Annotated in this window: 22 protein-coding genes; 16 read left to right on the plus strand and 6 right to left on the minus strand. The window is 54.3% G+C overall.

All coding sequences use genetic code 11. From position 1 onward, the window contains the following. Nucleotides 1-10: 10 nt before the first annotated feature. The 3 genes from hscB to ACFE7X_RS15580 form a co-directional block, all read right to left on the minus strand. A complete protein-coding gene (gene hscB, locus ACFE7X_RS15570; protein ID WP_375436604.1) occupies nucleotides 11-547 on the minus strand; it encodes a Fe-S protein assembly co-chaperone HscB in 537 nt (178 codons plus the stop codon). Between the two features lie 213 nt (nucleotides 548-760). Further along, entirely contained in the window at nucleotides 761-1,054 is a 294-nt protein-coding gene (locus ACFE7X_RS15575) for a putative quinol monooxygenase (RefSeq protein WP_375436605.1), read from the minus strand. A gap of 162 nt (nucleotides 1,055-1,216) precedes the next feature. Continuing rightward, nucleotides 1,217-1,996: an S-adenosyl-l-methionine hydroxide adenosyltransferase family protein gene (locus tag ACFE7X_RS15580; protein ID WP_375436606.1), complete on the minus strand. Its 780-nt coding sequence runs from the start codon at nucleotides 1,994-1,996 to the stop codon at nucleotides 1,217-1,219. Nucleotides 1,997-2,131: 135 nt separating this feature from the next. On the opposite strand from ACFE7X_RS15580, the gene ACFE7X_RS15585 reads away from it, so the two are divergent. From ACFE7X_RS15585 to ACFE7X_RS15650, 14 genes are all read left to right on the plus strand, one after another. After that, nucleotides 2,132-3,253, plus strand: coding sequence for a PhoH family protein (locus tag ACFE7X_RS15585; RefSeq protein WP_375436607.1), 1,122 nt, complete (start codon nucleotides 2,132-2,134; stop codon nucleotides 3,251-3,253). A 179-nt stretch (nucleotides 3,254-3,432) separates the two neighbouring features. Continuing rightward, a complete protein-coding gene (locus ACFE7X_RS15590; RefSeq protein WP_375436608.1) occupies nucleotides 3,433-3,870 on the plus strand; it encodes a GNAT family N-acetyltransferase in 438 nt (145 codons plus the stop codon). Between the two features lie 237 nt (nucleotides 3,871-4,107). Further along, entirely contained in the window at nucleotides 4,108-5,775 is a 1,668-nt protein-coding gene (locus tag ACFE7X_RS15595) for a glycosyltransferase family 39 protein (protein WP_375436609.1), read from the plus strand. Nucleotides 5,776-5,982: 207 nt separating this feature from the next. After that, entirely contained in the window at nucleotides 5,983-8,241 is a 2,259-nt protein-coding gene (locus ACFE7X_RS15600) for a ComEC/Rec2 family competence protein (RefSeq protein WP_375436610.1), read from the plus strand. A gap of 164 nt (nucleotides 8,242-8,405) precedes the next feature. After that, entirely contained in the window at nucleotides 8,406-9,218 is an 813-nt protein-coding gene (locus ACFE7X_RS15605; RefSeq protein WP_375436611.1) for an enoyl-CoA hydratase/isomerase family protein, read from the plus strand. A 215-nt stretch (nucleotides 9,219-9,433) separates the two neighbouring features. Continuing rightward, the gene (locus tag ACFE7X_RS15610; RefSeq protein WP_375436612.1) at nucleotides 9,434-9,961 is read left to right on the plus strand and encodes a fatty acid hydroxylase; all 528 of its coding nucleotides are present in this window, start codon (nucleotides 9,434-9,436) and stop codon (nucleotides 9,959-9,961) included. Between the two features lie 2 nt (nucleotides 9,962-9,963). After that, on the plus strand, nucleotides 9,964-10,869 hold the full coding sequence (locus ACFE7X_RS15615) for a MerR family transcriptional regulator (protein ID WP_375436613.1): 906 nt from the start codon (nucleotides 9,964-9,966) through the stop codon (nucleotides 10,867-10,869). 298 nt (nucleotides 10,870-11,167) lie between these two features. Beyond that, nucleotides 11,168-11,683, plus strand: a complete 516-nt coding sequence (locus ACFE7X_RS15620; RefSeq protein WP_022823815.1) for a sigma-70 family RNA polymerase sigma factor — start codon at nucleotides 11,168-11,170, stop codon at nucleotides 11,681-11,683. A 296-nt stretch (nucleotides 11,684-11,979) separates the two neighbouring features. Then, complete coding sequence (locus ACFE7X_RS15625) at nucleotides 11,980-13,488, plus strand: phytoene desaturase family protein (RefSeq protein WP_375436614.1); 1,509 nt, start codon at nucleotides 11,980-11,982, stop codon at nucleotides 13,486-13,488. A 77-nt stretch (nucleotides 13,489-13,565) separates the two neighbouring features. Continuing rightward, a complete protein-coding gene (locus ACFE7X_RS15630) occupies nucleotides 13,566-14,408 on the plus strand; it encodes a phytoene/squalene synthase family protein (RefSeq protein ID WP_375436615.1) in 843 nt (280 codons plus the stop codon). 179 nt (nucleotides 14,409-14,587) lie between these two features. Further along, nucleotides 14,588-15,046: a hypothetical protein gene (locus ACFE7X_RS15635; RefSeq protein ID WP_375436616.1), complete on the plus strand. Its 459-nt coding sequence runs from the start codon at nucleotides 14,588-14,590 to the stop codon at nucleotides 15,044-15,046. A gap of 213 nt (nucleotides 15,047-15,259) precedes the next feature. Next, nucleotides 15,260-16,459, plus strand: coding sequence for a carboxypeptidase-like regulatory domain-containing protein (locus tag ACFE7X_RS15640; protein ID WP_375436617.1), 1,200 nt, complete (start codon nucleotides 15,260-15,262; stop codon nucleotides 16,457-16,459). Nucleotides 16,460-16,569: 110 nt separating this feature from the next. After that, nucleotides 16,570-17,418, plus strand: a complete 849-nt coding sequence (locus tag ACFE7X_RS15645) for a 4-hydroxy-3-methylbut-2-enyl diphosphate reductase (RefSeq protein ID WP_375436618.1) — start codon at nucleotides 16,570-16,572, stop codon at nucleotides 17,416-17,418. 119 nt (nucleotides 17,419-17,537) lie between these two features. Beyond that, on the plus strand, nucleotides 17,538-18,272 hold the full coding sequence (locus ACFE7X_RS15650; protein WP_375436619.1) for a fatty acid desaturase: 735 nt from the start codon (nucleotides 17,538-17,540) through the stop codon (nucleotides 18,270-18,272). Nucleotides 18,273-18,393: 121 nt separating this feature from the next. Here ACFE7X_RS15650 and ACFE7X_RS15655 read toward each other — a convergent pair whose 3' ends face one another. From ACFE7X_RS15655 to ACFE7X_RS15665, 3 genes are all read right to left on the minus strand, one after another. Further along, on the minus strand, nucleotides 18,394-18,786 hold the full coding sequence (locus ACFE7X_RS15655; protein WP_375436620.1) for a heavy-metal-associated domain-containing protein: 393 nt from the start codon (nucleotides 18,784-18,786) through the stop codon (nucleotides 18,394-18,396). Nucleotides 18,787-18,891: 105 nt separating this feature from the next. Continuing rightward, nucleotides 18,892-21,222 carry a TonB-dependent receptor domain-containing protein gene (locus ACFE7X_RS15660; protein WP_375436621.1) on the minus strand — a complete coding sequence of 777 codons (2,331 nt, stop codon included), beginning with the start codon at nucleotides 21,220-21,222 and terminating at the stop codon, nucleotides 18,892-18,894. 99 nt (nucleotides 21,223-21,321) lie between these two features. Beyond that, nucleotides 21,322-21,771, minus strand: a complete 450-nt coding sequence (locus ACFE7X_RS15665) for a hypothetical protein (protein ID WP_375436622.1) — start codon at nucleotides 21,769-21,771, stop codon at nucleotides 21,322-21,324. A gap of 453 nt (nucleotides 21,772-22,224) precedes the next feature. On the opposite strand from ACFE7X_RS15665, the gene mraZ reads away from it, so the two are divergent. Together mraZ and rsmH are read left to right on the plus strand one after the other, a co-directional pair. Further along, nucleotides 22,225-22,698 carry a division/cell wall cluster transcriptional repressor MraZ gene (gene mraZ / locus ACFE7X_RS15670; protein ID WP_375436623.1) on the plus strand — a complete coding sequence of 158 codons (474 nt, stop codon included), beginning with the start codon at nucleotides 22,225-22,227 and terminating at the stop codon, nucleotides 22,696-22,698. Next, nucleotides 22,695-23,630: a 16S rRNA (cytosine(1402)-N(4))-methyltransferase RsmH gene (rsmH, locus tag ACFE7X_RS15675; protein ID WP_375436624.1), complete on the plus strand. Its 936-nt coding sequence runs from the start codon at nucleotides 22,695-22,697 to the stop codon at nucleotides 23,628-23,630. The genes mraZ and rsmH overlap by 4 nt, the downstream gene beginning before the upstream one ends. The last annotated feature ends 50 nt before the right edge of the window (nucleotides 23,631-23,680 follow it).

The raw sequence follows: 23,680 nt of genomic DNA on the forward strand, positions 1-23,680 counted from the left end.
CTCCTTCGTTTTAGGAGCGGGCTGCAAACTTAGTTAGACTTTCGCGAATGCGCAACAAGTAGCGCTTTTTCAAATAGTAGGTCCGTACTTGTTGTAAAGCTTGAGGCCGGGCATCAGTCGGCAAGCCAGGGTAGCCAGCCAGCACGGGCTCGATGCCTGCATCTAGCGTCTGGGTCAAGGCGTTAACTTCGTCTTCCACCCGCTTGGCGGCCTCCAGATCGGGCTCGAATTCGAACTCCATTATTTGCTCGTTTAAGTCCATTACTTCCATCAAAAAATTTGGTGGCATTTCCTGTTTGCCCTCTTCCAGCAACCCGTGTTGCCCCAAAATGTACGCCATCCGCAGGTCAGGATCGGAGAGGGTGCGGTAGGCGTTGGTGTTCAAAGTTGCCAGCCGCAGGATTTCCTGCTGCCGCCCTGGGCTCGCCGTAGCGTGAAAATCGGGGTGGTATTCGCGGCTTAAGGCGTAGTAGCGACGCTTCAGGGCTGCCTCGTCCGGCTGGAAGGTCTCGGGCAGGTCGTAGAATTCGAAATAATTGGTGTCCATAGCTAGCAATACAGCCTTTGCCGATTAAGGTTGGGGCTTTTACCTTGGCTAGTGCCTTTGTCGGGCTCCACTATTTTTCGGCCACATTTTTCCGGCAGACCTTAGGAACAAGGAGTAGTGATTTATAGCGACCGAAAAAATATAACTAAAAGCCGCGAGGATACACGCCAGTCAAGCCCCAAGTCGGTTGCTTCTTTTTTCACCATGCCACTACTATTCCGGAAGTACTTGGTGCGCCGAAAATGCCTGCGCTGGCGCAGCAAACAACGCCTTGGTAGCAGGCCACACCTGCCCAAACAGTTCTGAGCGACGATATTCATTCAACGCTTCCTCGGACTCCCAATGACTGTGGGTGCAGTAGATATGCGGCTGTTCTGCATCCTGCCACAACTCCAGAAAGCGGCAGCCAGGCATTAAGCGAATCTGGTATTGGGAGCGGTGAAAAATCTTTAAAAAAGCTGGGACTTGTTCAGGCGCGAAAGTCATGCGCACAATCCTAATTAGCATGATGAGAAAGTTTAAGTTAGCTTATCAGCTAATAGAATCGGGCTGATTTGCAACTAGTATTCTACTTAACATAATATAAAAATAGAATTGAAATAGGCATTTAGACGCTAGAAATAGGGTTTTTGAAGTGGCTATTAATGGGTTTTGCTAGCTAGCGCACCTTTACTGACTGTCAACTGGGAAGCGCAAATCAACTTGCGAATCAAAGTGCAGCCCGAGCAGCTCCGAAGCGTTGCCTTGATTGATACCGATGCAAAGCTGATCCTGGCTGTTGAAAATGCACACGGCTTCGCCTGGATCAGCGGCCTGGAAATGAGCCGCAATTTCACGTACCGTTTCGCGGGCAAAATGAATCGTGAAGGGGCGGGTGCGGCCAATCACTTCCACCGCTTGGCGCGTGATGTCGGTGATTAGATTACCGTAGTGGTCGACGTGCACAACGTGGCCGGTGATGCGATTGTCCTGGAGCCGCACTTGGCGGTTGAGCAGCTGATAGAGCTGCGTAGTGGTAGGACCAAGGTCGGTGAGCAAGCCACCCTGGGCCAAATGCACGGCTGCGGGGGCCAGCAGGTCGCGGGTGGGGGAGGCAGTAAGGCCGGTGGCTTTCCCTAAGCTCACTAACTCTTCGGGTTGGCCGTCGCAGATCAGGGCGAGCAAACCGTTGTCGGCGGCTACGAAATAGTGGCCTTGATAGAGGGCTGCATGCCAGGCAGCGCGTGGACCGCCTAAATCGTTGACGCCTATCAGGTGAGCGGTACCAGTGGGAAAGTCGCGAAATACCGCATTTAGAACGTGAACGGCGTGCGCGATGTTGAAGGGTTCAACAGCATGCGAAATGTCGAGTACAGGCACTGCTGGGGCCAATTGCAGAATCCGCGCTTTTACGGCCGCCACGTAATGGTCGCGGTAGCCGAAGTCAGACAGAAACGTAATCAACCCCATTGCCGGAAATCCTGAGTTCTTCGTACTATTGTTTTAGTGCCTTGCGAGGGCGGCAAAAGTAGCCTATTTGCGGGAACTGATGTTGTTCAAACGCTTTCATTTCACTCAACTTCCTAGTCCTTACCACCCCTTAATTTGGTAGAGAAAGTCATCACGCTCGAAAACGTGTCCCTGATTGATTTCCTGGGGCCCGATAACCAGAACATCCGTCAGCTAGCGGCGGCTTTTCCGGGCAGCAAAATTATTTCCCGCGGCAACGAGATTAAAATACAGGGTCAAACGCCCGTCATCAGCCGTATCAACGATATTCTGTCGGCTCTGCTGGAACATTATCACCAGTACGGACAAATCACCGACAGAACCGTGTATCAGTACCTCTCCTCGTCCGATGAAGACCAGCAAGACCGCCTGCTAGCGGCCTCGCCCGACGTTATTTTGTTTGGCGCAAAAGGGGGCGTTATCAAAGCCAAAACGGCCAACCAGCAGCGGCTCGTTGACGCCGTTATGCGCCACGACCTGGTGTTTGCCCTCGGGCCAGCCGGTACCGGCAAGACGTATATTTCGGTGGCGCTGGCCGTACGGGCGCTCAAAAACAAGGAGGTCAAAAAAATTATTATTTCGCGCCCCGTAGTGGAGGCCGGCGAAAGCCTTGGTTTCCTGCCCGGCGACCTGAAGGACAAGATTGACCCCTACCTGCGGCCCATTTATGATGCGCTGGAGGATATGTTGCCGCCCGAGAAATTTAAGTTCTACATGGAGAACAAGACCATCGAAATTGCGCCGCTGGCTTATATGCGCGGGCGGACGCTCAACAATGCCTTTGTGCTTCTCGATGAAGCGCAAAATACCACGCCCTCGCAGCTGAAGATGTTCCTGACCCGTATGGGCCCAACGGCCAAGGTGATGGTAAACGGTGACCGAAGCCAGATTGACTTGCCCACCAAGCAGAAGTCTGGCCTCATTCAGGCGTTGGACATTCTGAAAGAGGTGAGCGGCATCGGCTTCGTGGAAATGAGTTCCGAAGACGTGGTACGTCACCGCTTGGTGAAGTCGATTGTGATGGCCTACGACAAGTTCGACGTAGACGCCCAGCACGAGCAAGCCAATCAGGCCAACCGCCCGATTCGCGAGTATCAGCCCTACCGTCGTCCTAACGGCCCTGGGTCTGCTGCTCCCGATGCTGGCCGTCACCCCGACGCCCGCCGCGAAGACGACGGCACGCAGGAGCTACCCGTAAACCAGGAGCAGCAACTGTAAAGCACCAAGCGGCAAGCAGCGCGTTCGGCTAGCCGACACCGTATAGTTCTGACTACAACAAAAAGCGGCCTCCACCTGGAGGCCGCTTTTTTATTTCGTTGCTACTTTCGCCAACTAATCGAAATGCGGGACTTGAACTCATCCGCGAAATCTGAACAATCCGTCTACATCCAGGCTACATGAAAGCTCAACGTATTTCTGCTCCTCAAGACCTCGACGCAGCTTTTGCTATTCGGCGGGAAGTATTTGTAGTGGGACAAAACGTACCCGCCGAAGAAGAATATGATGCCCACGACGTGAACGGGGCTACGCACTACTTGGCCCGTACCGCCGACGGTATTCCCTGCGGAGCCGCCCGTTGGCGGAAAACCGAGTCTGGGGTGAAACTGGAGCGTTTTGCAGTGCTAGCCGACTTTCGTAACCAGCAAGCTGGGGCCCTGCTACTCGAACAGGTTCTTAAAGATGTTGATGCGCAGAACCCTGGCACGGTCGTGTACTTGCACGCGCAACTGCCGGCCGTGCGATTCTACGAGCGGCATGGCTTCGAGAAAGTAGGAGAGATGTTTGAGGAATGTGATATTCAACACTACAAGATGATCCGTCGGGCAGTGGCTTAATAAGGCACAGTAGAGATTTGACGAGCAACTGCCGTTATTGCAGCAGCCTTTATTGTTGGGTAGCACGAGAGCATAAAATGCAACGGTAAGGCTCTTGTTATTAAGACGTTAAACCGTTGATTCGACGGATAAGGCTATACTTCTGCTTGAGGTGATTGCAACTGGATATTGGAAAAAGTTAATTTTATCTTTGTATTTTACCGAAAACAAAGATTGATTAGCTTTTAACCCAATACTATGTTAGCTCAACTCCGGCCGGCCATCGGGACTTTTCCGAAGCAAAAACAGTTGGAATTCTATCTCGTTGCCACGGGCTGTATTCTCTTTTTAGGCATTGTCTTCCGCCTGTTTCATTACTTCTATAACCGCTCGTTGTGGACGGATGAAATCTATCTGTCGGCGGGCATAGTGGATATGAGCTTTCAGGAGTTACTCTCTCAGCCCTTGCCCTACATGCAAAAGGCGCCGATTGGGTACTTATTACTATCGCACCTATTTGTGGTGCTCTTTGGTAATACGGAACTAGCGCTGCGCTTGTGTTCTTTGCTGACGGGTATTGCTGCCTTGTTCTTGTTTTTGCCCGTCGCGCGCTATTTCTTGAAACCTTTCGGGGCGTTGGTGGCGCTGGCGCTGTTAGCATTTGCCTCGCCAATTATTCACCATTCGGTAGAGGCCAAACCCTACGGAGTAGACCTATTCACTACGGTCCTGGTTTTATGGCTTTACGTCCGCTACCAGCACGAAACCACCGTAAAGAAGCTGGTGTGGTGGGGGCTTGGGGGCAGCATTGCCGTGTGGCTGTCGTACCCGAGCATCTTTGTACTAGCCGGTATAGCACTTGCGACTAGCATTTACCAGGTGCTAAAGGGTAATTGGCAAGTTGCCTTTCGCTTGGCAATTCCCTTCGGTATGTGGCTGGTGAGCTTCGTGCTTAGCTATCTGTTGTTCGCAAAGGAGGGGTCCGATGCGGGCTGGCTGGTGTATTTCTTCGTCAAGTTCGATGGCTATTTTCCGCTCCAGCCAGTGAGTGGCGTTACGTGGCTGGTGCGTAAGGCATTCGCTTTCTTCGATTATCCGCTCGGCTTAACGTGGATCAACAACTTAGGCAATCACACCAATACGGGGCGCTTTATCGAGCGGATGACTATTGTTCCGGTTGTGTTGGCCAGCCTTGGAACCTTGTATTATTTCAAACAAAACAAAAGATACCTTGGACTGCTCGCTGCTATACTGGGAATAGCCGTCGTTGCTTCTTCCCTTAAACTCTACCCTTTCCACGAAAGGATGACGGTCTATCTCGCCCCACTGGTTGCCTTGTTGCTGGCGGGCGGCTGTGATTACCTCAGAAATAAAACCGCTTTTCTCAAGTACGTGAGCTACGGGCTGGCCTTGCTGCTTTTAGCTGGTGCACTGAAAAACCTACTAATCAACACCACGACTCCTTACTTACTTGGCGGCTATAAAATGTCGTATTACCGGGAGGCTCTACAGTACGTTAACACTAAGTACCGAGCCGGTGATGCTGTGTATGTGTATTGGAATGGGGTGGCAGGGTACAAATATTATAAAGCTGCTAATGCACTCAAGTTCGACGGGGTAATAGGGAAAGATCATCGGCATAGCGTTCATAGTTACCCCGAATTTTTCGCGAAGGTGGATGCTGATCTTAAGGCGCTACCTAACCAAAAGCGAGCATGGGTGATTTATAGCCTCATGGATATGAATCAGGGCGATTATGCAGGTGAGCCCGCTTGGTATTATAATGGTCATGACTTCAGAGAGGGATACGGGGCCGAACGGTTCGTGAAACATTTAGCGCAGGCTGGTAGAGTAATCGATACGTATGTTCCGGCCGATGGAAATAAAGCAAACGATGCTCATGCCCATCTACTAGAATTAAAGTAAAATGCTTAGCTAGCCACTCACAGGATATTCTGCCCGAAAAACAAGCAAACTAGTAAGCAAGCAAAAGCACAGTAAAGCTATAACACTTCGTAAGCCTGACGGCCCCTGCATTGATAGCCTCTTGTTGGGGTGTTAATCAAGCAAGGCTCTGCTATATTTATAAGGTATTAGGGTCTTATTGTATTGTGTTTATAATGTGTTAGCCTTGTGACTTCTATACTTCATTGGGCCTCCTACGCCTTTGTGCGTCTGGTGCTAGCCCTGATGGCGGGCATTCTAACGTACCTCTATTTCGGGGAGCTGCTTCCGCCGCTACTGGGGTTGTTGGTGGGTCTGGCGGTTCTTTTTGGGCTTGTTCAGTACTGGGCGAGTCGGCAGCGGGGGGCCGCAGCCACCGATGCGGCGGGTCTGCTGGCAGTAATGACGGTGTACGTGGCCGGGGTAGCCCTGACGCAGCAGGCTACCGAGTCTCTGGCGGCGAGCCACTTGTACCAGTTCCGCGACAGGATAGAGTTCTACCGCGGCGTGGTAGACGACTATACGGTGGTGCGGCCTGCTACCTACGCTACTACGGTGCGGGTTTCGGCGGTGCGGGTAGGAGGGAAGTGGCAGTCGGCCGTGGGTGGCATTCGCGTTTCCGTGCCGCGCGATTCAGGCCTGGTAGCCCCTCTCTACGGCGACGTATGGCTGGTGCGGGGTGGGCCCGCGCCGAGTAAAGCCCCGCTTAATCCCGGCGAGTTCGACTACCGCCGCTATCTGGCGTATCATCAGGTCTACCACCAGCAATTCATCCACCCCGACCAATACCGTAAAATAGCCACGGCCCCGCCCAACGCCCTGCGGGCAGTGGCCATGCGGGCCGCCCGAGTGCTCGATGGCGTATTCCGGCATTACGTCCACGCCAAGCGCGAGTATGCTTTAGCTTCGGCACTGGTGCTGGGCATCAAAGACGAGGTAGATCAGGAAACCAAGCAGGCCTACGCCAACACCGGTACCACCCACATCATGGCCGTATCGGGCTTGCAGGTAGGACTGCTGTTCGGGGCCGTGACGTGGATGCTGGGTTTCGCTCCGGGCCGCCGGGGGCCAATGTTCCGGCTGGTGTCGGCGTTGCTGGGGCTAGGAATTATTTGGAGCTATGCGTTCCTGACGGGCTTATCGGCCTCGGTGCTGCGGGCGGCGGTTATGTTCACGTTCATCATTGTGGCCCGGGCCAGCGGCCGGCAAACCAACATGTTCAACACGTTGGCCGTGGCCGCTTTCTGCCTCCTGTGCTATGACCCGTATTTGCTCTGCGACGTAGGCTTTCAGCTATCCTTTCTGGCTGTTATCAGCATCGTGTACTTGCAGCCGCGCATTGCCGCTTGGTTTGAGGTAAAAGGCTATTTCCAAACCAAGCAGCGGCCTTGGCAATCTAAAGCGACGCAGCGCTTCTGGAAAGCTTCCGGGTTCGTTCTCGACAAAATCTGGCAAGCCACAGCGTTGTCGTTGGCGGCACAGGTGGCTACGTTTCCCTTGGGCCTTTACTACTTCCATCAGTTCCCGCTCAGCTTTCTGTTCTCCAACCTCGTGGCCGTGCCCATTTCCTCGGGCGCCGTGTATGTGGGGCTCGGGCTACTCGTACTCAAAGGCGTTGTGGCCTTCATCGGACTGATTTCGTCGGAATTGGCCGGGTTGCTCGACATCGTTCCGAGCGGAGTAGCGTGGGTATTCGAACGGATGATCTGGCTATTCAATGAGTATATCTTCTGGATTGGGCGGACCATGCCCAACGCGCTGATTGCCGGCGTGCACGTTACGGCGCCGCAAGCCTGGCTGATTTTCGCCCTGATTCTGGTGCTGCTGGCGTTTCTGGCCCGGCGACATCTGGCGTGGCTCGGAATGGCGTGCGGGTTGATGCTGGTGTTTGCTGGCAGCCGCGTATGGGCAACGCGGCGCCTCGCTCCCGATGAGCGCCTGATTTTCTACAGCATTCCCCGCAGGTCGGTGGTAGGCTTCTGGCAGGGCGCGGCCGCGCACGTTGTAACCGTTGATTCGTTGCCGCTAAACGAAACCGAGCGTACGTACCGCATTGTGCCCGGCACCATTGAGCGAGAGGCCCGGCAAGTGAACTACCACACCGGCTGGCAAGGTAGTTCAGTACCCGTTGAAAGCATGGATAGTAGCGGCGTGGTGCTAGCAGTATGGCGCGGGGTGCGCGTGGCGTTTGTGTCGGGCCGTCTTGAGGGCGCCCGTCAACCTAGCCGCGTAGACCTAGTGGTGCTGCGTCGCAATGCCCGCGTCTGGCCCGAAACCCTGGCCGCCGTTTTCGGGACCACGCCGACAATTATTTTCGATTCTTCCTGCAAATCTTGGTACGTTACATTGCTGCGTTCTAAACTGCAAGTGACTGGCTGGCAAACATATGACCTCACAACGCAAGGGGCCTATGTTCATAAGCTGTCCTCGATAACGCCCGCAAACTAAACCCCACCGAAACCGGTTTGCTTGCTTGCTCGCTATATAGTTTTAAGAGCGCTTCCTTTTCGTTAGGTTTGGTTGATGCTGATTTAAATCCGTGCTGTCCGGCTGTGGGGCTTTGCCCTACTAGCCGCACGCCGTTTCTCACCGTTGTCATAACCCGGAATTCCATGGATAACATGCCCACCCAAGAGCTGGAAGCCTTGCGCTTCATCCGCTACGAGGCGCAAGACGCCATTGGTTATATCACCCTCCATCGTCCCGAAAAACGCAATGCCCTCAGCGCCGAGATGGTAACCGAGTTGAAGCTGGCCTTCGATTTTGCAGAAGACGATGAAGCCTGCAAAGTAATTGTGTTACGAGCCGAAGGCGAAGCCTTTTGCGCCGGTGCCGACTTGGCCTATATTCAGGAGCTGCAAAGCTTCGGCTACACCGATAATCTGGCCGATTCCACGCACCTGATGCAGCTATTCCACCAGATTTACACCCTCAAAAAAGTGGTGATTGCCCAGGTGCAAGGCCACGCACTAGCCGGCGGTTGCGGCCTGGCTACTATTTGCGACTTCGCTTTTGCCGTGCCCGAAGCTCGGTTTGGCTACACCGAAGTGAAGATCGGTTTTTTGCCCGCTATCGTCAGCGTATTTTTGCTGCGCAAAATTGGGGAGGCGCGTACCAAGCAATTCCTGCTCACCGGCGACGCTGTTCTAGCTCCCAAAGCCCTGGACTTACACCTTATCAATGAGGTGGTGCCTGCCGAAGCGCTTGCAGCGCACGTTTACACTTTCGCCCGGCGGCTGTGCGTCGAAAATTCCAGCCACAGCATGGAGCTAACCAAGGAAATGTTGGCTCGCATACCGGAAATGCCGCTGGAAGACAGCTTACGCTACGCCGCGCAAATGAACGCCGAAGCGCGTGGCTCTCTGGACTGCCGCCGGGGTATTGCCGCCTTCCTAGCGAAGGAAAAGATGAACTGGGAAAACTAAACTAGCCTCTGTAGGTCTATAAGTTACTTTCGAGAGCGAGCCTCTTTCGCACGCTGCTATTCGCCGCTTAGCTTGCTATACTGCGAGTTGAACAGCGGATACTGGCTTTGCGAAACCCACAGAAAGGCAGATAGGGCTACTGTTTTTGCTTTTTTGCGCCTTGCTCTCTGTAAATCTTTCAAACATCTGCCTCTTCCTGTGGTTAGCTGAGCTATATGACAACAACGGCAGCCGTAGCCACTACCGCGGCTACTTTTCTCGGAATGGAATTTATTGCGTGGTTCATGCACAAGTTTGTGTTGCATGGGCCATTGTGGTTTCTGCACCGCTCGCACCATGTGCGGCATCCGCACCATTTCGAGCGTAACGATTTTTTCTTTCTGTTCTACGGTGCCCTTTCGGCGCTGCTTATCGTGTATGGCACTCCCGAAAAGGATTTTCGCTTCTGGATGGGAGTGGGCATTGCGGCGTATGGTACGGTGTACTTTTTCGTGCACGACGTGCTGATTCATGGGCGGATGCGCTTCTGGCGTAAATCGCGCAACACATACTTGCGCGCTTTGAATATGGCGCACAAAATGCATCATAAAACCACCAGCCGCGACAACTCCGAAGAGTTTGGCATGCTGTGGGTGTCGCCGCGCTACTTTGTGCTGGCCTTGCGCAAGCCAGCCCCTGCGCGCACGCTGCGGCAGCCCGCTGGTACGAGCATGAGCAAGCAGTTGGAAAGAAAGGATAGCTAGCCGTGGGACAATTTTCAATCAGTGACCTAGAGCAGCTTTCTGGCATTAAGGCGCATACTATCCGCATGTGGGAGCAGCGCTACGGCATTTTGCGGCCCGTGCGCACCGCTACCAACATCCGGACCTATTGCGATGATGATCTGCGTCGGCTCCTGAATGTAGCGACCCTTTGCGGGCAGGGCTACCGCATCTCCAAAGTTGCGCAGCTTAGCGAAGAAGAACTGTGCCAAGCAGTTATATCCTGCAACGAAGACGCGCATAACTATTGTCAGCAAGTAAACAGTCTGTTGGCTGCTATGCTTGACATGAACGAGCCCCAACTCAGCTATTTGCTTAACCTAGCCACGCAGCAGTTGGGTTTCGAGGCGGCGGTTATGCACGTAGTGTATCCGTTTTTGCAGCGCATAGGGGTCATGTGGCAAGCCGGCAGCGTGAATCCGGCGCAAGAACACTTGGTTACCAATCTGGTGCGCCAAAAGATGATAGCTGCCACCGATAGCCTCGCCTCGGTGCAGCCTACCTCAACGCATCGGTGGGTGTTGTTTCTGCCGGAAGGGGAGATGCACGAGCTGGCCTTGTTGTTTATGAACTACGCTTTGCGTGCGCGAGGGCAACACGTGCTGTATTTAGGTCAAAACTTGCCTACCAAAGAACTGCAAGCCGTTTGTGCTACCTACCAGCCGTATGCGCTGTGTACCGTGATGACAGCCCTTCCCGAGCGAGACCAGATACAGGATTTTATAAGTAGCCTAGCGGTTCTGGGTCCCGACAAACTGCTGTGCTTTTATGGGCCTTTAGCCCATATGGAGGGGTTGGAAATGCCAGTCAATGCTACTCGTTTTCGGTACATGCCCGAGTTTTTAGCCTTAGCCGACGAGCTTCAACTAGTAGCAAAGACCAAGGAGTAACAAAAAATTAACCTGTTTAAAGGAAATTTCTAGCTGAGATTTTATCTCAATAAAACCTGCTTTTGTCTAGGATAAACAAACGTTTATCGAGCGTTTTAGGAATATAGCGAAGCATGCAAAACCGAGCACTGCTGAATTTTATTCGTGGTAAATTGTCCTGATAATCAGGCGCTTCGTACTTTGCTTAACGCTATACAAGCAGTTGGGAGGGGGACGAAAAATAGTTGACGCAGCGTTACCCGACTTTAAATTTGGCTCGTATATTTGTTTAACCTTTTGCCACGAAAAGCTAAACAGTATGACCTCTTTGGAATTTACCAGTCAAGTACAGAAGATTTCTTACTCTCTAAAGCCCGTGGCGATGAACCTGACCCGCGACGCTGATGATGCGAAGGATCTAGTACAGGAGACTTTGCTTAAAGCGTTATTGAACAAAGACAAGTTTAAAGCTGGTACCAACTTGAAAGCCTGGTTGTATACCATCATGCGCAACACGTTTATCAACAATTACAATAAGATAACGAAGCGCAACAGCAACATTGACAGCACAGAGTACTTTCAGTACTTCAACACCGACGAAAATTACATTACCCACAACGGTGCTACCTCCGACTTCGTAGTAACGGACATCAACCAAGCCATTGCTGGCTTGTCGGCCGATTACCGGACGCCGTTCATGATGTACTACATTGGCTATAAGTACCTGGAAATTGCGGAGAAGCTGCAAATTCCGATTGGCACCGTCAAAAACCGCATTCACATTGCCCGCAAGGAGCTAAAGGATGCGCTTAAGACATACGCCCCCGGCGAGTAGGGAATAGGGAGAGAGTATACCCCGCCCCGGGCGTATCACGGGCCGCGAACGACGCTGATATGGCGCTGTTCGCGGCCCGGTTTGTTTTACCGCAGTTCGGCATAAGGCAAGCTTATTTCACCGATCAACGAGTTAATTAAAACCTCTGCTGCCTTCGCCGGTATCTTAGGAATGCTGTTCGGCTACAATGCCTGCTACCTGGCAACAGCCAGCGGGTTACGGCTTGATTCTTCACCTTTGCGGGAGTAGCGTCAGCGAAATCAAATAAATACAGCGCAAATCAGTGATTCGACTCTGTGAGTAAACATGTGATTGTTATCGGGTCCGGTTTCGCGGGCCTGTCGGCGGCTACTTCGTTGGCGCAGCGCGGCTACCGCGTTACGGTTCTGGAAAAGAACGAAGGGCCCGGCGGCCGGGCTAGGGTGTTCAAAGCCGAGGGCTTCACCTTTGATATGGGGCCGAGCTGGTACTGGATGCCGGACATTTTCGAGCAATATTTCGCCCGCTTCGGCAAGAAAGTAGCTGATTACTACGATTTGGTCCGGCTCGACCCGTCGTATCAGGTGGTTTTCAAGGGGCCCGAGGCGGTAGATATTCCAGCGGCCATGAGCGAGCTACGGGCGTTGTTTGAGCGCTACGAACCCGGTAGCGCCGCCCGGCTCGATGAGTTTCTGCGGCAGGCCGCCTATAAGTATGAAGTTGGCATCGGCAAATTCGTGCACATGCCCGGCCGCTCTTTGCTAGAGTTTGCCGATCCGCGCCTGCTGATAGATGCCCTGCGGCTCGATTTATTGCAAAGTATGCACAAGCACGTGCGCAAATTCTTCAAGGATTCGCGTTTGTTGGAGCTGGTCGAGTTTCCAATTCTTTTCCTGGGGGCCACTTCCGAAAACACGCCCGCCCTGTACTCGCTCATGAACTACGCCGACTTGGCGCTGGGCACCTGGTACCCCATGGGCGGCATGCACAAGATAGTGGAAGGCATGGTGAAGCTGGCGCAAGAGCAGGGCGTAACCCTGGAATACAACCAAGAAGTGCAGCAGATAGAAGTGGAAAACGGCCGCGCCACCGGCGTACAAACCGCCACCGGCTTCCGCCCCGCCGACATCGTAGTAGCCGGCGCCGACTATCACCACGCCGAGCAGCACCTGTTGGCCCCCGCGTGGCGCCACTACAGCGAAGCCTACTGGGACAAGCGTACCATGGCGCCGTCGTCGTTGCTGTTTTATTTGGGTGTGAACAAGCGGCTCGACAAGCTGCGCCATCACAATCTGTTTTTCGACGAAGACTTCGCGCTGCACGCCGAGGAGATATACGAGCAACCCAAGTGGCCGAGCCGCCCGCTGTTCTATGCCTCCACGCCCAGCGTAACGGACCCAAGCGTGGCACCTCCCGGCTGCGAAAACCTCTTCCTGCTGATTCCGGTGGCGCCCAATTTGCCCGACCCGGAGCAGACGCGGGAGCACTACTACCACCTCATCATGGATCGGTTGGAGCGCCATTGCGGCCACAGCATCCGCGACGCGGTGGTGTTCAAGCGCAGCTACGCCCACCAGGATTTCGTACAGGACTATCATAGCTACAAGGGCAATGCGTACGGCTTGGCTAATACTTTGCGCCAAACGGCTATTCTGAAGCCCTCCCTTAAAAGCAATAAGGTGAGCAACCTGTACTTTACTGGCCAGCTAACCGTGCCCGGCCCAGGTGTGCCGCCCTCCCTGATTTCCGGCCAGGTAGTGGCCGGAGAAATAGAGAAGGAGTTTCCTGTTTTGAAAAAGCCTGTGGTGCCTGAACTGGCGCACTGAGGACGCTTTTACTTCTTTCTACCAGAATAGAGAGTTCTATTTATCTTCACTCAGCCACTCAGTTACTAACTCCCACCTTGGACCACGTCGCATTATTCACTGAAACCAGCCGTGCGTGCAGCAAACTCATCACGCAGCGCTACAGCACGTCTTTTACGCTCGGCATCCGCACGCTCGAAGGGCGGTTTCACCTGCCAGTGTATGCCGTGTATGGCTTCGTGCGGTGGGCCGATGAAATCGTGGATACCTTCCACGACCACGACAAGGCGGCGCTATTCACTGATTTCAAACGGCAGACGGACGAAGCCCTGGCGCGAAAAATAAGCTTGAACCCTGTACTGCACGCGTTTCAGGATGTAGTGCACACCTACAACATCGACCGAGAGTTCATCGATGCCTTTCTGTATAGCATGGAAATGGACCTCGACGACCGCAGCTACAACCAGTCTCTTTACGAGAAGTACATCTACGGCTCGGCGGAAGTGGTGGGACTGATGTGCTTGCGCATTTTTTGCGAGGGCGACGAGGCTATGTTCCAGCGGCTGCGGGAGCCGGCGCGGCGGCTAGGCTCGGCGTTTCAGAAGGTGAACTTTCTGCGCGACATTCGTTCCGACTACGACGAGCGGGGTCGGGTGTACTTTCCCGGCGTCACGTACGAGCGGTTTGATGATGGTACAAAGCAGGAAATCGAGGCGGATATCCGGGCCGATTTTGATGCCGCGTACGTGGGTATCATGCAACTGCCCCGCTCGGCCCGGCTTGGGGTGTACCTGGCCTATGTATATTACCTCAAGCTATTTCACAAGATTCGGCAGCTGTCGGCGGCACGGATTTTGGGAGAGCGGGTGCGCGTCCCCGACAACACCAAGCTGCTTTTGCTGATGGGTTCGTACTTTCGTTACCGCCTTCGAGCAATTTAATACGTTGCTTGGTAACACAACGACAGCCCATTCATCCACGAATCTTCTGCTAAGTGAAGCCGTATTTCCGTCGCTGCCTTTTCCTTGTTGCTGGTCTTATTTCGCTTTCTGAATTAAAAACTACCCCGGCTCCGGCGCAGCCTTCCTTGATTTTTGATTCTCCGCTTTTAATTGAAAAAATGCCCTATTCTGTTTCCAATCTGCGCCGTCAATACCAAGAGGCTGCTACCAGCAAAGAAGCCGGCGAGAAGTTTTACCAGCTAATGTCCGCTTACCGTCAGCAAGACGCTGTGGTGCTGGCCTACAAGGCGGCCGCCGAAGCCATCCGGGCCCGCGACGCCTCGATGTTCAACAAGCTAACGTACGTGCAGAACGCTGCGAAGCAGTTTGATGAGGCAATAAAATTAGATGCCAACAGTGCCGAAATACGTTTTCTGCGCCTTAGCGTGGAAAGCAACCTGCCCTCTTTTCTTGGTTTAAGCCAGCATGTTGACGAAGACCGACAGTTCTTGCTGAACACGTTGCTCCAGCATCCCAAGTCCGGCCTCGACCCCGAATCATTCGGGCTAGTACGCAACTTTATGGTCGACCGAGGCCACATTTCCGAAGCTGATGCGCAGAAGCTGACCCAACTCTAGCCGTAGCGCCTCTCCATGGTAGAAGCTCCCAATTGGGAGCTTCTTTTTTGCCTGGTTGGCTGTAAACTACAAGCGGTTAACCTTATTTTCCGGCAACCGCAAACACGCAATGGTTGAGTTTTTTGTTGAACAAAGCCACGCAAGAGCAGGAAGGATACTCAAGAGTAACCGCCGCACAGCGCAGACCAGGATTTTGCTACAAACTTCAACCTAATGAAGCTGCCACTTCTGTTTAGTGCCCTATTGCTAGCAGGGCAGCTTGTATTAGCGCAGAGCGTCACCTTGACGGGGCAAGTCGTGGACGAGTTGCAGCGGCCGGTCCCTTATGCCAGCGTGGGCGTGAAAGGCAGTCAACAAGGCACCGCCACCAACGAAGCAGGCGAATTCAGCTTGCGGGTTTCGTCGTTGCCGCAGCAACTGGAAGTGCTTTGCATCGGCTACGCGCCCACTACGGTGCAGGTAAGCACTACCGCCACGCCTTTAACGGTGGTGCTGCCGGCCAATGCGGTGGCCTTGCCAGAAGTACGGGTCCGCAACCCCGAATCGGAAGCGCGAGAACTGGTGCAGCGGGCTTCGGCCAAACTGCTTCGGCACGAAAAACAAGCCTATTACGGCAAGGCTTTCTACCGCCAGAAAACCCGCCACAACGGGACGTACTGCGAATTTTTCGATGCCTTTTATGATGTCAAGTTCAACAACCGGCAGATAGAAGGGTGGGACTTAGGCGAGAGCCGCTACGCTGTGCGGCCGGGCGGCTTCACGTTTACCAATTTTTCGGCTATTATTCGGGTGGTGCTGCCCACGTTCATTACCCACCCCGCGCGTGCGAAACTGCTAACCCCGCTCGGGCCGCAGGCGCTACAGCAATTTGATTTTACGCTCAAGGAAATCCAGACCAGCCAGGGGCGAGAACTGGCCGTCATCTACTTCGAGCCGAAAATGAGCGTAACCAAAACGGCTCCTAGCGGTCTGCTCTATATTGATCGGCAGACGGCGGCCCTGCACCGACGGGAAATGCTGTTTTCGGCGAGTAGCCTGCTCAGCCTGAACGGTGTTCCCGGCACGCACATTGAATCGGACGCTTTTCGGGTGGTATCGGATTATACGCCGGTGGCTGATTCGCTTACGCGCTTGGCCAGTACCCGCGCGCAGTGCAGGCTGGTAACGCGGCACGCCAATGGTAAAGTTGACAGCACGCATGTAGCGGGCAACTTCTTTTTCTATCAGTACACGCCGCGCTTGTCTGGGCATGCGTATGCTGATGTACCTCGCAAAAGCAAAGATTTACAGCAAGTGATGGCCCGGCCTTACAACTCCGCTTTCTGGCTTGATAACGCGGTATTGAAAGATAGTCCGCTGGACGAGCAACTGATTCAGGACCTCGAAGGCCAGCACGTATTTAGGCGCATGTAAGCTGAACCATCGGGCCTACATCCGGTTTCAAGTAAGATTGCGTATTTTTTGTGGTCAGCTAAACAACAACCTCATAACCTTCCGACCCCATCCGCGGTTATTCCTGCGTTATGCCGCAACACCTGAGCGTCCGTATCGACCCTAATTCCGGCTTTTGCTTCGGCGTTATCTATGCCATTCAGATGGCCGAAGACATCCTCGAAGAACAAGGCTACTTGTATTGCCTAGGCGACATCGTGCACAACGATGAAGAAGTGCAGCGCCTGGAAAAACGGGGTCTGCGCATTATCGGGTACGAGCAGTTCGAGCAGCTTCGTAACGAGGCTGTCTTGATTCGGGCGCACGGTGAGCCACCGAGTACGTATCAAATGGCGCTCGAAAACAACCTGACGCTTATTGATGCCTCTTGCCCGGTGGTGCTTAAGCTGCAAAACCGCATCAAAACCAGCTACGACAAGCAAGAAAAGATTTTCATTTACGGCAAGCACGGTCATGCCGAGGTGCGCGGCCTTTTGGGTCAAACCAGCGGTAATGCCGTGGTATTTGAGAGCCTCGATGAATTACTGCGTCACGAGCTGCCGTCCAACATCACGCTCTACAGCCAGACCACCAAAAGCACTGACTCGTTCTACCGCATCAAAGGTGAACTCGAGCAGCGTGGCTACCAAATCAATGCCAACGACACCATCTGCCGGCAGGTAAGCAACCGCGACAAAGACCTACGCCGATTCGCCGAGCAATACGACCAGATTGTGTTTGTGTCGGGCACGAAAAGCTCGAACGGCAAAGTGCTTTACCAAGTCTGCAAGGATACGAATCCGGCGACGCACTTTATTTCCAAGGTGGAAGAAATTTGCCCGAAGTGGTTCCAGCCGGGGCAGTCGGTGGGTATCTGCGGCGCTACCAGCACGCCTATGTGGCTGATGGAGCAAGTCCGCGACGCGCTGTTAGCGCTATAAAAGACCAACAGCTAGAAGTATTTTTGTGAGATGAGTGCTGAACGTATCCTGTGGCTGCGGCGTAATTAAGCAGCTAAGTGAGGCTGTTTTCGCCACTTTTCCTGAGTTAACTTCACGTTATGGTTCCCCTTACGCAGTCAGTAAGCTACTCTCCCTCAAGGATTAAGCCCGCGCCGCTTGGCTACAAGGGCGTGGCAGCAGCACTGTTGCTTATGGGAGCTTGGGCGGGACTACTAGCGTTTCTGTTGGCAGCCTATCAGCCCGACTGGACTACTCCCGGGCCGTATCTGTTGGCGTTGCTGCAAACTCACCTCTACACTGGCCTTTTCATTACGGCGCACGACGCCATGCACGGAGTGGTGAGTCCGAACAAGCGCCTAAACAACGTTTTAGGCACGGTAGCGGCGGGTTTGTTTGCCTTCAACTGGTTTCCCCAGATGCTGCCCAAGCACCACCAGCACCACCGCCACGTCGGCACCGACGATGACCCTGACTTCCACGACGGCCATCATCCCGGCTTTCTGCCGTGGTTTGTGCGCTTCGCCTGGAACTATGTAACCGTGTGGCAAGTGCTGTTGATGGCCGCCACTTACAACGTGTTGAAGCTGTATTTCCCGCAGGTGAATGTTATTGCCTTCTGGATGATACCCGCCGTTTTGGCCACGCTACAGCTGTTTTTCTTCGGCACCTATTTACCGCACCGCGGCGAACATGCCCCCGATAATCCGCACAAGTCGCGCAGCCAGTTTCGTCACCACTTATGGGCTTTTGTGAGCTGCTACTTTTTCGGGTACCACTACGAGCACCACGACCAGCCCTATTTGCCGTGGTGGCGGCTGTGGCAAACCAAGTAAGCTTGGAGTGTTGGCTCGGCCAAGCAAACCTAATAGCTAAATAAGACGCTGCGTAATAAAAAAGGCTCTCCTACTACAGAAGAGCCTTTTTTATTACGTTGCGTCTATGCTTGGTAGGCTACTACTTGCTGCCTTCGCTGGTGTGTACTGCGTTGGTTTTCTTGCAGCAGTCCGGCAGATGGTCGTAGGCGCGGGCGTCGGCGGGCTGAGTGTCGGCGTCGTAACCGGTTTTTTGCACGGCGGTGCGCAGGTTTTCCGGCGAGGTCTTATCGGGGCGGTAGGTGACGGTGAGCACCTGCGTAGGCACATCCAGAACGGCGGCCTGCACGCCCTTTTCATAGGCCATGGCTTTTTCGAGACGAGTCTTGCACATGTCGCAGACAGCGGAGGTCTTCATCTGTACTTGCTCGGTGCCAGCGGTTTTTGCTTTCGACTTAGGAGCAGTTTGTGCTTGTGCCACCTGAGTTGTCAGCAGTGTGAACAGGGCCAGCAGGAAGGTTTTGAAGGATTTCATAGGATACAAAGGTTAGCGCTGAAGCGCGGAAAAGCTTGAGAAAGACAACGAAAGAAAAGACGAAAACTGTGCCGTTTCTAATATTAGTGACTGATTTGCCGGGTACTACTCTAGCCGAAAACGCAGCCCAGCATAAGTCAGGCGGCCATACGTGGGGCCATAAACCATAGCCGCATCAAAACCTTGCTCGAAAGGCGTAGCGGCGTTTTGAATAGGGTTGTTTTGGCGGTAATTGGTTAGGTTTTCAACCCCGGCGTACACCTCGAAGCGTTTGAAAGCGCGCGTGAGTTGCGTGTTGAGCAGGGCAAAGCGCGGCGAATAGGGCAGAGTCATCTGGCCGGCGCCGTGCTGGTGCCCTGCTTCATTTGGGTGCGGCGCTAAGGGGCGTTGCCCAAAGGCTTGCACGGTGAAGTCGGCCCGCCATTTATCGAAGGCAGTTGCGTACCCTACGTTGAAGAACAGCCGGTGTGGTACCGTCATGGGGCGGCGCAGCAACTGACCTTCGTAAGAAGTTTTCACGTCCAGGTATTTATAAGCCGCTTTTGTCGTGAGGCCTTTGACGGGTTCCACCTGCACTTCGGCCTGGAAACTCCGCGAGAAGGAGCGGCCACCGGGCTCTAGGTTGTTTATCAGCAGCAAGCTAGGCACGGTGTACATATCGACTACTGCTTGGTTCTGGAACTCGGTGTGGTAGTAGTCGGTCACGAAAGTGGCATTGCGGCCGGCCACTATGAAGTACTGCGTGACGCTGCCGCCGACGTTCCAGGCTTTTTCAGGGCGCAGATTTGGCGCAATTACGAATTCGCGGGAGCTGAGCAACGAGCCAATATTGTCAGCAATAGGGTTAGCTACCCGGAAGCCCGTACCGGCCGCCAGGCGCAGCACCGAGTTTTTGGTGGCATCATACTTCAAATTGAAGCGAGGCGTGAGCTGCCAGCCGTAGAGGTTGTGCCGGTCGAGGCGCAGGCCACCGACCAAGGTCAGATTGCGCGAGTTTTGGTAGGTATACTCCGCAAAACCACCGGGCACGTTCTCTAGGCGGTTGCGGTGCTCCCGAGCATAGCGCGCCTCCGGCGTCTCATTCAGATAGTTGATGCCATTGCAAAATACCTCCTGGTAGTTGTCGTGCAAATAGCTTAAACCCACGCGGTAAGTGTGCGCCGTGGTGCCTAGCACGCTCTGAAAGAGCAGCGTGGCAAGGCCGGTGCGCTGGGTACCGTCGTACTGCCGCGGCTCGAACGGGGCCTGCTTGTAAGAATACGTGGAGTTGAAGTTGTGGTGGGTGCCGCTCAGCAACAGCCCGAGGCTTTGATAAGGGCGTCCTGGCCAGGTATACGAGGTTTTCGCGAAGCCCGTGTACCGATTCGTGCGGTTGGTAAAGCCGTAGCTCTGTCGATACGCATCGTCTGCACCGGGTCGGAAGCTTAACTGCCCGCCTTCCCGGGTTTCGCGTAGCGCCCCCAATCCAATTTCCGTCACTAGTCCTTTGCCCGACAGGTACTTCCACTTGTTGAACACGTTGTACTGCGTGGCCAAGGGCAAGTCCATAAACCCGTCCTTGTTCCGGTCGACGCGGCGGCCTAGGTGGTCGGAGTGCAGTAGCAGAGTAGTCGATACCTTCTTGCTCAGGGGCGTAGCCAGATTCAGGTTGAGGTCGAACTTGCCGAGGTCGTTGCCATAGGCATTGAACAGCAAACGCTCTGCTTTGTCTGGCTCTTTGAGGCGTACGTTTACTTGGCCCGAAATGCTTTCGTAGCCGTTCACCACCGAGCCCATGCCCTTGATGATGTCGATGCTCTCAATCCAGGTGCCGGACAGATAATTGAGGCGGTACGGGGTAGAGAGACCACGCAAAGCCGGCAGATTGTCGACAGTCAGCAACGAGTAGGCGCCATCAAGCCCGAGCAACTGGATCTGCTTGGCCCCGGATACGGCATCGGTGGTTGAAACCTCTACGGCGGCGTTGGTTTCAAAGCTTTCCGCCAGGTTGCAGCAAGCCGATTTCGTTAAGTCTCGGCTGGTGATAACCTGCGTGTTGGTGGGCGTAAGAGAGGAATAAGAAGGCGCACGGCCTTCCACTTTAACTTCGCCTAGCTCAGCACTTGGCCGCAGTGCTACCCGCACGTACGGGCTGCCAGTGGTAGCTACGGCAACGGTATCGGCACCGTAGCCGAGGGCGTTGATAATTAAACGGTTGTCTTGGGCGCGAGCAGGCCGTGGCAGCGCAAAGCCGCCGGCATTGTCGGTGGTGGCGGCATCGGTGGTGCCAAGCCAGCGGATCACGGCGCCCGGCAACGGCTTGGCCGCCGTAGCGTCCGTCACCTGGCCCCGCACGGGGGCCAACAGGTCAGTAGATGATTGGGCCAGCGCAGCAACCGAGCCACTCAGCAGCAAGCCAAGGGTAGCGGTAAGGCGTGGCCTCAAAGGAAGTTGCATAGTACTAGTAAGTTAACATTCATTCCGGAGGAAAATAGCCGAGTGCTATAGTGCGCGGCTTCTCATGCGCCAGCATTCAGGGCTAGCGTGGAATGAATGTTAAACAACCAGCATTCCAATAAAGGAAAGCAGAACCCGCCCTGCCCGCAACGGGGGCGAACTGTCGGCGGCATGCCAAGCATCGGCCTGCGTAATCAGCAGGGCAGGGGGCAAGGCCGGCCAGGTTGGAGTTGGCCACCACGGAGCCACAAATGGCGAAGGCAGCAGCTTCGCCCACACAATCCCTGATGTGGGCGCATCCAGCTTGTGCAGATGAGCACTGAAGTCGCAGCAAGCAACTTTCAGTTGTGCTTGGCTGGAATGGGCGTGCCGCTCAGAGGCTGGCTTGGGAGCCAGGCAGCGGTGCTGCGGCGTTGAGAAGATAATCGAGGCCGTCCGGCTTCCACTCAGATGGCAGGTATGCTGCTGCACCGTCATCCCCACCGAGGCGGCGAGAACGAGCAAAGCCAGCAACGTGCTGAACAACCGATGGGAGAGAGGACGCTTCATCTGCACAAAGATACAAACCACCGCGCTAGCCAAAAGGTGCGGAATACGGCTGACATTGGGAATGAAGTTGATGGGTAAACATTGCTAATGCAATGAAGCAAGCCGCAGGCGTCTCAACTAGCTGGCTCTTTAGTTAAGCAGTCCATTTTATCGTGCGGCTGATTCCTATGGAGGTTAGCTTTTGGTAAGGCCTGGTTTCATAGTGTAAGCTCTGCAGTAGTACTTCTAGCAGGCAATATCTAGTGGTTGATTTATTGTACTGACATTCTGTCAAAACAGGCTTTTAGCCCTCTCATAACCTTGGCTAAAATCTTTAGTTAAGTGCTGAAAACTGCATCCATTGCTTGGAAACAGCTTTTTTGAATAGTGGTAGAAAATGGTAAATCGTGGTTGCCTTTTCTAGGGCATTGTGTACTTTTGCTAACATCCCTCCCTACTGCCCTGCCTCAATCCATGAACCTGCTCTCCGGCGAATACGAATGCAAGCTGGACCCGAAAGGGCGGCTAGTGCTGCCGGCCAAGGTGAAAGGCAACTTGCCGGAAGCCTCGGGCAACCAGCTCGTGTTGGTGCGTGGGTTTGAACCTTGTCTGGTGCTGTACCCGCGGGAGTCGTGGCGCATTATTCACGATAAGGTGATGGCACTCGACGAATTCAACGAAGAGTACCGTCAGTTTCAGCGTAACTTCTTCCGGGGCATGACGGAGGTAGAATTAGATACCATCGGGCGGTTTATGCTGCCCCGAACCATGGTCCGCTACTCGGGCATCGAGAAGGAAGCCATTATTGTGGGGCTAGGCAACCGGTGCGAAATCTGGGACCCTGTTCGCTATGATGAGTACCTGATCAAGGACCAGCAGAGCTTCTCGAAGCTGGCCCAAAAATTTCTTACCACTGAAAATGGCCCTGGCGGCCCCCTGGCCGCATGAGCACAAATCCCGACTACCTCAACGATGCTGCTTACCACCGCCCGGTGATGCTGCGCGAGTGCCTAGAGGCGCTCAACCTGCAACCCGACGGCCGCTACGTAGACGTGACCTTCGGTGGTGGCGGCCATTCGGCTCGCATATTGGATCACCTGACCACCGGCCACCTCTACAGCTTCGACCAAGATGCCGATGCTGAACGCGAAGCCGAGAAGCTGGCGCGCCCGCAGTTCACTTTCGTGCGGGCTAACTTCCGGGAGCTGTATACCGAGCTAAAGAACCGCAACGCATTGCCCTTGGATGGCTTGCTGGCTGATTTGGGCGTGTCGTCGCACCAGTTCGATACACCGGAGCGGGGCTTCAGTACCCGTTTTGACGGGCCGCTGGACATGCGCATGAACGCCGAAGACGGCCCCACCGCCGCCGACATCATCAACGACTACCCGGAGGCCGACTTGCACCGCATTTTCGGCATGTACGGCGAAGTAACCAACGCCCGCACGCTGGCCCAAACGGTGGTTTCGGCCCGGCGCGGACAAAGCATCAACACCATTGCCGAACTGAAGAAGGCTATTTCTAGCTGTACGCCGCGTGGCAAGGAAAACAAGTACTTGGCGCAGGTTTTTCAAGCGCTGCGCATCGAGGCTAACGAAGAAATGGAGGCCTTACAAGAAATGTTGTCAGCCACTGCGCAGGTGCTTCGCCCCGGTGGGCGCCTAGTAGTGATGAGCTATCATTCCTTGGAAGACCGACTAGTGAAGAATTTCATGGCCAAGGGCAAATTCTTTGGCGAAGCGGAAAAAGACCTCTTTGGCAATACCAACCAACCCTTCGACGTAGTAACCCGCAAACCCGTGGAGGCTTCGGCCGAAGAAGTGGCCGCCAACAGCCGAGCCCGGAGCGCAAAGCTGCGGGTGGCCGTTCGAAAAGGCTGAAAGACCTGTGTCCTGATATTTTCTGCGCTCTGCGCAGCAACCAACCATAA

Source organism: uncultured Hymenobacter sp., assembly GCF_964242765.1.
GTDB lineage: Bacteria > Bacteroidota > Bacteroidia > Cytophagales > Hymenobacteraceae > Hymenobacter.